General features: G+C 66.5%; 7 protein-coding genes and 1 pseudogene. 6 read left to right on the forward strand and 2 right to left on the reverse strand.

The features are described 5' to 3' along the window. The 3 genes and pseudogenes from VFG33_RS33935 to VFG33_RS33945 all read left to right on the forward strand — a co-directional run. Nucleotides 1-324, forward strand: a pseudogene (locus tag VFG33_RS33935) (cation acetate symporter); the annotation flags it as partial. Nucleotides 325-553: 229 nt separating this feature from the next. Beyond that, nucleotides 554-4,162: a discoidin domain-containing protein gene (locus tag VFG33_RS33940; protein WP_325057099.1), complete on the forward strand. Its 3,609-nt coding sequence runs from the start codon at nucleotides 554-556 to the stop codon at nucleotides 4,160-4,162. Nucleotides 4,163-4,363: 201 nt separating this feature from the next. Then, nucleotides 4,364-4,831, forward strand: coding sequence for a hypothetical protein (locus VFG33_RS33945; RefSeq protein WP_325057100.1), 468 nt, complete (start codon nucleotides 4,364-4,366; stop codon nucleotides 4,829-4,831). Nucleotides 4,832-5,040: 209 nt separating this feature from the next. Here the strand turns inward: VFG33_RS33945 and VFG33_RS33950 are convergent, their stop codons facing one another. Together VFG33_RS33950 and VFG33_RS33955 are read right to left on the reverse strand one after the other, a co-directional pair. Continuing rightward, complete coding sequence (locus VFG33_RS33950; RefSeq protein WP_325057101.1) at nucleotides 5,041-5,454, reverse strand: MarR family winged helix-turn-helix transcriptional regulator; 414 nt, start codon at nucleotides 5,452-5,454, stop codon at nucleotides 5,041-5,043. Between the two features lie 277 nt (nucleotides 5,455-5,731). Further along, entirely contained in the window at nucleotides 5,732-6,349 is a 618-nt protein-coding gene (locus tag VFG33_RS33955; RefSeq protein ID WP_325057102.1) for an NAD(P)-dependent oxidoreductase, read from the reverse strand. Between the two features lie 58 nt (nucleotides 6,350-6,407). On the opposite strand from VFG33_RS33955, the gene VFG33_RS33960 reads away from it, so the two are divergent. The 3 genes from VFG33_RS33960 to VFG33_RS33970 form a co-directional block, all read left to right on the forward strand. Continuing rightward, a complete protein-coding gene (locus tag VFG33_RS33960) occupies nucleotides 6,408-6,761 on the forward strand; it encodes a winged helix-turn-helix transcriptional regulator (RefSeq protein ID WP_325057103.1) in 354 nt (117 codons plus the stop codon). 50 nt (nucleotides 6,762-6,811) lie between these two features. After that, the gene (locus VFG33_RS33965; RefSeq protein WP_325057104.1) at nucleotides 6,812-7,252 is read left to right on the forward strand and encodes a MarR family winged helix-turn-helix transcriptional regulator; all 441 of its coding nucleotides are present in this window, start codon (nucleotides 6,812-6,814) and stop codon (nucleotides 7,250-7,252) included. Between the two features lie 180 nt (nucleotides 7,253-7,432). Further along, on the forward strand, nucleotides 7,433-8,428 hold a 996-nt coding region (locus VFG33_RS33970), incomplete at its 3' end, for an AMP-binding protein (protein ID WP_325057105.1).

Raw genomic sequence — 8,428 nt, forward strand, 5'->3', positions numbered from 1 at the left:
CTGCCGGCGCTGTTGTTCAACCTGTTCTGGAAGAGGTTCAACACCTCGGGCGCGATCTGGAGCATCTACGGCGGCCTGGTCTCGGCCGTGGTCCTGGTGATCTTCTCGCCGGTGGTGTCGGGCAAGCCGACGTCGATGATCACCGGCGCCGACTTCGCCTGGTTCCCGCTGTCGAACCCGGGCATCGTCTCGATCCCGCTCGGCTTCGTCCTCGGCGTGGTCGGCACCTACCTCGGCCGGGACAAGTCCAGCGAGACCCGCTACGACGAACTCTCCGTCCGCGCCCTCACCGGCGCCGGCGCCGAAGGCCCCAGCAAGCACTGATCCCCTCTGAGGTCCTTACGTCCGAAGAACCGTGGGGCAGGCCCCGCGGTTCTTCGGACGTTGTGCGTCATGAACCGTTGACGCTTCGGTAGCGCTGCCGTAACAATGAGCCAGCGCTGCGCAAGAAGTTAGCAAAACTGAGCAACTTCCAGAACATCCCTGCAATTTTCTTGGCAGCGGCTATCCCTTGTGCCCTCACACCCCGCCCATAGGAGAGGCCCCGGATGCCATGAGAACCAAATCTGGAAAGTGGCGGCTGCTTGTCGCGATGCTCGCAAGCAGCCTGCTGTTGTCAGCCGGCCCGATGTTCCGGGCAGCCGATGCCTCCGGCCAGGGAACGACGGCCGCCGCCGCCGTACTGGCCGGCCCCAACCTCGCCGCGGGCAAGACCGCCGGCTCGAGCAGCAGCACCCAGAACTACGCCGCGTCGAACGTGACCGACGGCAACCAGGGCACCTACTGGGAGAGCGCCAACAACGTCTTCCCGCAGTGGGTCCAGGTCGACCTCGGGTCCTCGGTCAGCACCAACCAGGTCGTGCTCAAGCTCCCGACCGGGTGGGGTGCGCGCAACCAGACCCTCGCGGTCCAGGGCAGCACCAACGGCCAGACCTTCAACGATCTCTCCGCTCCCGCGGCCCGGGCGTTCAACCCGAGTGGCAACACGGTGACGATCGACTACGGCGCCTCCACCGTTCGCTACGTCCGGATCCAGATCACGGCGAACACCGGCTGGCCCGCGGGGCAGTTGTCCGAACTCGAGGTGTACGGCCCGGTTACTGGTGATACCCAGGCTCCCACCGCCCCGGGCAGCCTGGCCTTCACCGAGCCGACCGCCGGACAGATCAGGCTCAGCTGGAACGCCTCCACGGACAACGTGGGCGTGACCGGCTACGACGTCTACGCGAACGGCGTGGTGCGAACCACGGTCGCCGGCAACGTCACGACGTACACGGACAACCAGCCGGCCAGCGCCTCGGTCAGCTACTTCATCCGCGCGAAGGATGCCGCAGGCAACCAATCGCCGAACAGCAACACCGTCACCCGCGGCGGCAGCAGCGGGCCGGGCAGCAACCTTGCCCTCGGCCGGCCGATCACCGCCTCCGGGTTCGTGCACACCTTCGTCGCGACCAACGCGAACGACGACAACGTGACGACGTACTGGGAGGGCAACGCCAACCCGGCGACGCTCACCACCCAGCTCGGCTCGAACGCGGACGTCACCTCGATCGTGATCCGGCTCAACCCGGACTCCGCCTGGGGCAACCGCACCCAGACGTTCTCGATCCTCGGCCGGGAGCAGAGCGCGACCGGTTTCACCACGATCGTCGCCTCGGCGGCGTACAACTTCAGCCCGTCCAGCGGCAACACCGTGACGATCCCCGTCAGCGCGCGAGTGGCCGACGTACGGCTGAACTTCACCGCCAACACCGGCGCCCCGGCCGGCCAGGTCGCCGAACTCCAGGTGATGGGCGTCCCCGCCCCGAACCCGGACCTGACCGTTTCCGGCGTCTCCTGGACCCCGACCTCACCGGTCGAGACCGACGCGATCACGCTGCGCGCCACGGTCAACAACACCGGTACTGCGGGCTCCGCCGCCTCTGACGTCAACTTCTACCTCGGCACCACCAAGGTCGGTACCGCGGCCGTCGGCGCACTGGCAGCAGGTGCCTCCGCCACGGTCACGGCCTCCATCGGCGCACGCGACGCGGGCAGCTACCCGGTCAGCGCGAAGGTGGATGAGACGAACACGATCATCGAGCAGAACGACGCGAACAACACCGGCAACAGTGCGACCCCGCTGGTGGTCACCCCGGTCGCGAGCTCCGACCTGATCGCCTCCGCGGTGAGCTGGACCCCGGGCAACCCGGCGGCCGGCAACACCGTGACCTTCTCGGTCGCGATCAAGAACCAGGGCAGCATCGCGTCCGCGGCCGGCGCCCACAACATCACGCTGACCGTGCTGAACGGCAGCACCGTGGTACGGACCCTGACCGGCTCGTACTCCGGCGCGATCGCCGCGGGAGCCACCACCCCCGCGGTCAACCTCGGTACCTGGCCGGCGGTCAACGGTCGCTACACGGTCCGCGTAGTACTGGCCGACGACGCGAACGAACTGCCGGTCAAGCGCACCAACAACACCAGCGACCGGCCGCTCTTCGTGGGTCGCGGCGCGAACATGCCGTACGACCACCTCGAGGCCGAGGACGCGGCCGTCGGCGGCGGCGCCTCGGTGGTCGGCCCGAACCGGGCCATCGGCGACCTCGCCGGTGAGGCCTCCGGCCGGCGCGCGGTCACGCTGAACTCGAACGGCTCGTTCGTCGAGTTCACCACCAGGGCGAGCACGAACACGCTCGTCACCCGCTTCTCCATCCCGGACTCGTCCGGCGGTGGCGGGATCAACTCGACCATCAACGTCTACGTGAACGGCACCTTCCACAAGGCGCTGCCGCTCACCTCGAAGTACGCCTGGCTGTACGGCGCCGAGGCCGGCCCGGGGAACTCACCGGGAGCGGGTCCGCGGCACATCTACGACGAGGCGAACATCATGCTGGACGGGACCTTCCCGGCCGGTACGAAGATCAAGCTGCAGAAGGACCCGGCCAACACCACCAACTACGCGATCGACTTCGTCGACACCGAGCAGGTCGCACCGGTCGCCAACCCGGGTGCGGGCTACACCGCCGCGACCGGCTTCACCCACCAGGACGTGCAGAACGCGCTCGACCGGGTCCGGATGGACACCACCGGCACCCTCGTCGGCGTCTACCTGCCGCCGGGTGACTACCAGACCTCGAGCAAGTTCCAGGTCTACGGCAAGGCGGTGAAGGTGGTCGGCGCCGGACCTTGGTACACGAGGTTCGTCGCCCCGTCGACCCAGGACAACACCGACGTCGGGTTCCGGGCGGAGGCGTCGGCCAACGGCTCGTCGTTCACCGGGTTCGCGTACTTCGGCAACTACACCTCGAGGATCGACGGTCCCGGCAAGGTGTTCGACTTCTCCAACACGGCGAACATGACCATCGACAACATCTGGGTCGAGCACATGGTCTGCCTGTACTGGGGTGCGAACACCGACAACTCGACGATCAAGAACTCGCGGATCCGCGACATGTTCGCCGACGGCATCAACATGACGAACGGCTCGGCGGGCAACCTGGTCAGCAACAACGACGCCCGGGCCACCGGTGACGACAGCTTCGCGCTCTTCAACGCCACCGACTCCGGTGGCGGCGAGGTCCGGGACAACGTCTTCGAGAACCTCTCGTCGACGCTGACCTGGCGGGCGGCCGGCTTCGCGGTGTACGGCGGCACCAACAACATCTTCCGCAACCTGTACGTCGCGGACACGTTGGTGTACTCCGGCATCACGATCAGCTCGCTCGACTTCGGCATCCCGATGGCCGGCTTCGGCGCGACCCCGCCGACGCAGTTCCAGAACATCTCGGTCGTCCGTGCGGGTGGGCACTTCTGGGGTAGCCAGACCTTCCCGGGCATCTGGATCTTCTCGGCCTCGAAGATCTTCCAGGGCATCCGGGTGAGTGACGTCGACATCGTGGACCCGACGTACAGCGGGATCATGTTCCAGACCAACTACGTCGGCGGGCAACCGCAGTTCCCGCTCGCCGACACCATCCTCACCAACATCAACATCTCGGGCGCGCAGAAGAGCGGCGACGCCTTCGACGCCAAGTCAGGCTTCGGTATCTGGGCCAACGAACTCCCAGAGCCAGGCCAAGGACCGGCCCGAGGAGCCGTCACCTTCAACAACCTGACCCTCTCCAACAACGCAACCGACATCCGCAACACAGCAGGCACTCTCACTATCACCCGCAACTAGTCCCTCCGAAGAGCACCGGCCGCCGGGAGGTCCCACCCCTCCCGGCGGCCGCTACCGTTCAGCCCCGCCCTGCCCCCAAAATCCCCAACAAAACAAGGCATCCCCCATGAAACGGTTTGAGCTCGCAGTCCGTGCACCTGGGGGATCCAACCAATGCCAGTCCACGTATTCGTCGACGAGACGAAGTCCCGCGGCCTCCTGATGGCAGCCGCGCATTGCCCGTCCGACGACCTGGCAGTTCACCGCAAAGCTCTCCGCGGCCTCGTGTTGCCCGGACAGGAGCGCCTGCACTTCAACCACGAAACCCCCTCCAGACGGAAGCAGATCATCGACGTGATCAGAGACTTCCATCTGGCGGTTGACATCTACCAAAGAGATCGCTCAACACCAGCAGATCGGACCCTCTGTCTCCAGGCGATTGTGCGGGATACGGCAACTACGGCCGAACGACTCGTGATCGAGCGAGACGAGTCGAGCCTCCCGCAGGATCGCCGCACACTGCACGAGGCACGCGAGAGGTTCGGGTGCTTCGATACTCTTCGCTTTGACCTGCTCGCGCCCAAGGCGGACCCGTTGTTGTGGGTGCCGGATGCCATCGCGTGGAGCTGGATGCGCGGGGGACATTGGCGGCAGGCGGTTACAGCGTTCTGCCAATTGAAAGAGGTCTGAATGCGCAAGACCCGGCTCGCCCACCGTCCGGTAGGCTGCCGGGTCCACTTCCAAGGGACTATCCTGTCCCAAGGCACTGACAAATATACTGGAGTTCTGGTCGGTTAGACCTGCATTTTCCGGATCTGCCCTTGCTTGCCCCGGAATGCCCTTTGCTTCCACCCACTCCAGCGCGAAACCGGCTCACCCACCGTCCGGTAGGCCGCCTGCTAGAGGTCGCCGGCGAGTGACGCGAGGACGCCGCCCGCCTTCAGTACCAGTGCTCGATCGTCGTCGTCGAGCCGAGCCAGCAGTCGGGCGAAGTCCTCCGTGGCATGGCGACCTGCCGCTTGAACCGTTTCTTCACCTTGCGGGGTGAGGATGACGACGGTTGCCCGGCCGTCCTGCGTATCCTGATCGCGGCGGACGAGACCGGCGGTCTCCAGCGCCGCGACAGTGGTTGTGGCGGTCGGCTGGGAGCAGGGCACGTGCGTGGCGATGGCGCCGATCCGGATCGGCTGCTCCTCGGCGATCAGCAGCAACGCGATGAACTGCGTCGGGTGCAACGTCGTCGTCGTGGTCCGGCGCAGGTAGCGCACGATCCGGTGCATGGCGACCAGCAGCTGCAGAGTCTCCTGTTCCAACCTGATCCCCCCACGGCCGGATGGGCAAATCCTGGCACGCATCCGGGACCCGATGGAGGCGATTCAGGCGGCGCGAATGTCCGGCTGCTCAAGATCCAGCCAGACCGCCATTGACAGTAGCTGTTCCAGGCCGCGCCGACTAGCTGCATCTGGATGCTGTCGCATTCGCCCGTGACAGCGTCCAGCTTGCTTTGATCGATCAACTCGAACACCGGATCCCCCGAACTCAGCTTCTTGCGTCCGGCAAGGGATTCCGGGCACCGGGTGAGCTGAAGTCTCATTTCTCCTGGGCGACACCGATCCGGGTCCCGTGTTGGCGGGGTTCGTCGATCTCGTCCAGCAGGGCGATCGCGAGATCGGCGTACGAGATCCTGCTGTCCGCGACGGCCGGTGCGATGCGGTAGGCCCCGGTCCGCTCGGGATGCGCGTGGTCGAAGTCACCGGCCGGAGCGATCGAGACCCAGTCCAGCTCGGACTCGGCGAAGAGATCGGCCGCGGCCTGGTGGGCGAGGAAGAAGCCGCGGTACTCCTGGGGATAACCAGGCGTATCCATCAGCAGCACCCCGGATTCCGTCGGCAGGAGCGAGGTCAGCCCGACCCAGACGAGACGGGTCTTGCCAAGACCGTCCACCAGCGCCTGGGCCGCCTTCGGGAAGAACTCGGCCGGATCCGAACCACCGTCGTAGACCGCTGCGATCACCGCGTCGTGCCCGGCAGCCAGGTCCGCGATGGCAGACGGATCCGTGACGTCGCCGGCGACCACCTCGACCGGCAGATCGGAGTACTTGCTGGGCGTGCGTACCGCGGCGGTCACCTCGTGACCTCGTCGTCGTGCTTCATCCACAGCCGCACGACCGGCCCGTCCACCCGCGCCGAAAACCAGTACTTTGCTCATGAGACCGACGGTAGAAGGAGGGCCGGTTACCGATCGGATACCTGGTTAGGCTGGCTGAATGGAGGCACTCAGGTCGGACATGTTCGAAGAGCTCTGCCCGTCCACGCTGAACCCGATCCGGTTCGGTGGCGACAAGTGGGCCGGCCTGGTGATCCGCTGCCTGGAGGACGGCCCACGCCGGTACTCCGAGCTGCGTGTACCGCTGCACCGGGTCACCCCGAAGGTGCTGACGCAATCCCTGCGCTCACTGGAGCGGGACGGACTCGTCCGGCGCACGGAGTACGCCGTACCGGTGCGCCGCGTGGTCTACGAGCTGACACCACTCGGGCGCAGCATGCTCGAGCCGATGCGGATCGCTTGCGAGTGGGCTGCCGATCACTGGGAAGAACTCCTGGACGCCCGGGAAGCCTGACACCGCAGTACGGGCGACTGTAGGTACGGCCAACGACTAAACTCGCGGCCGTGGACGAGGAAGCACCGAGCGTGCTGAAAGAGTTGCCGAGCTGGTTGCTCACGCAGAGCGCATTGCAGGCGCAGCGGATCATCAGCGAGGCCTTCACCGCTGGGAACGCCCGGGGATACCACTACCGGCTGCTGGCGACCCTGACCGAATTCGGTCCCGCCAGCCAGGCTTCACTCGGTCGGCATACCGGGATCGACCGCAGCGACGTAGTAGCCGCGATCAACGAACTCACCGCCCAGGGCTTCGTCGAACGCACCCCTGACCCGACCGACGGCCGCCGCAACATCATCACCATCACCCCCGCCGGCCGCCGCCAGCACCAGAACCTCGAATCCCTGATCCGCGCCGCCCAAGACGCCATCTTCGCCCCCCTCACCCCACCCGAACGCACTCAACTGACAGCCCTACTGACCAAGGTCCTCACCTACCACGACGGCTGAAACCGGGTCCGTTCGGCGCAGATCGGGGGCGTCTGGGCGATGCACCAGTACCACCGCTGGTCCGGCGTTGGTAGAAAGGGGGCGGGCGCTGCCGCCCGCCAGACGAGGTACAGCTCTCAACGAGGAGTCCGCGACGTGACCAGTTCCGAGTCCCCCCAGTCCGATGCGCTGTCGAACCTGATGCACGAGGAACGCCGGTTCGAACCGCCGGCGGAACTCGCCGCGAACGCCAACGTCAAGGCGGACGCCTATGACGCGGCCGCCGCCGATTTCGAGGGCTTCTGGGCGGAGCAGGCGAAGCGGCTGAGCTGGGCGGTCGAGCCCACCGAGACGCTGGACTGGAGCAACGCGCCCTTCGCCAAGTGGTATGCCGACGGCAAGCTGAACGCGGCGTACAACTGTGTCGACCGGCACGTGGAGAACGGCCTCGGCGACAAGATCGCCTACTACTTCGAGGGCGAGCCGGGCGACACCCGCGAGATCACCTACGCACAGCTGAAGGACGAGGTCAGCAAGGCCGCCAACGCGCTGCTCGAGCTGAACGTCCAGGCGGGTGACGTGGTCGCCATCTACATGCCGATGATCCCCGAGACCGTGGTCGCGATGCTCGCCTGCGCCCGGATCGGTGCCCCGCACACAGTCGTCTTCGGCGGCTTCTCCGCGGACGCGCTCAAGGGCCGCATCCTGGACTGTGACGCCCGCGTCGTGATCACCTCCGACGGCGGCTACCGCCGAGGCGCTCCGGCCGCGTTGAAGCCGGCCGTCGATGCCGCGCTGGTCGACTGTCCAGACGTCCGCAGCGTGCTCGTGGTGAAGCGCACCGGCCAGGAGACCGCGATGGTCGAGAACCGCGACCTGTGGTGGGAGGACTTCGTCGGCAAGCAGTCGACCGAGCACACGCCTGAGGCGTTCGACGCCGAGCACCCCCTGTACGTCATGTACACCTCCGGCAGCACGGGCAAGCCGAAGGGCATCCTGCACACGACCGGCGGCTACCTGGTGGGCACGTCGTACACGCAGTGGGCCGTCTTCGATCTCAAGGCCGACACCGACGTCTACTGGACCGCCGCGGACATCGGCTGGGTCACCGGCCACAGCTACATCGTGTACGGCGCACTCTCGAACGCCACCACCTCCGTGCTGTACGAAGGCACCCCCGACACCCCGCACCAGGGC

It is taken from the genome of Kribbella sp., assembly GCF_035687465.1.
In the GTDB taxonomy this organism is placed as follows: domain Bacteria; phylum Actinomycetota; class Actinomycetes; order Propionibacteriales; family Kribbellaceae; genus Kribbella.

What these genes read in the sequence shown, in the direction of transcription:
- VFG33_RS33960 (WP_325057103.1), top strand. Translation starts at nt 6,408, where the DNA reads ATGGAGGCACTCAGGTCGGACATGTTCGAAGAGCTCTGCCCGTCCACG.
- VFG33_RS33945 (WP_325057100.1), top strand. Translation starts at nt 4,364, where the DNA reads ATGGCAGCCGCGCATTGCCCGTCCGACGACCTGGCAGTTCACCGCAAA.
- VFG33_RS33955 (WP_325057102.1), bottom strand. Translation starts at nt 6,349, where the DNA reads ATGAGCAAAGTACTGGTTTTCGGCGCGGGTGGACGGGCCGGTCGTGCG.
- VFG33_RS33940 (WP_325057099.1), top strand. Translation starts at nt 554, where the DNA reads ATGAGAACCAAATCTGGAAAGTGGCGGCTGCTTGTCGCGATGCTCGCA.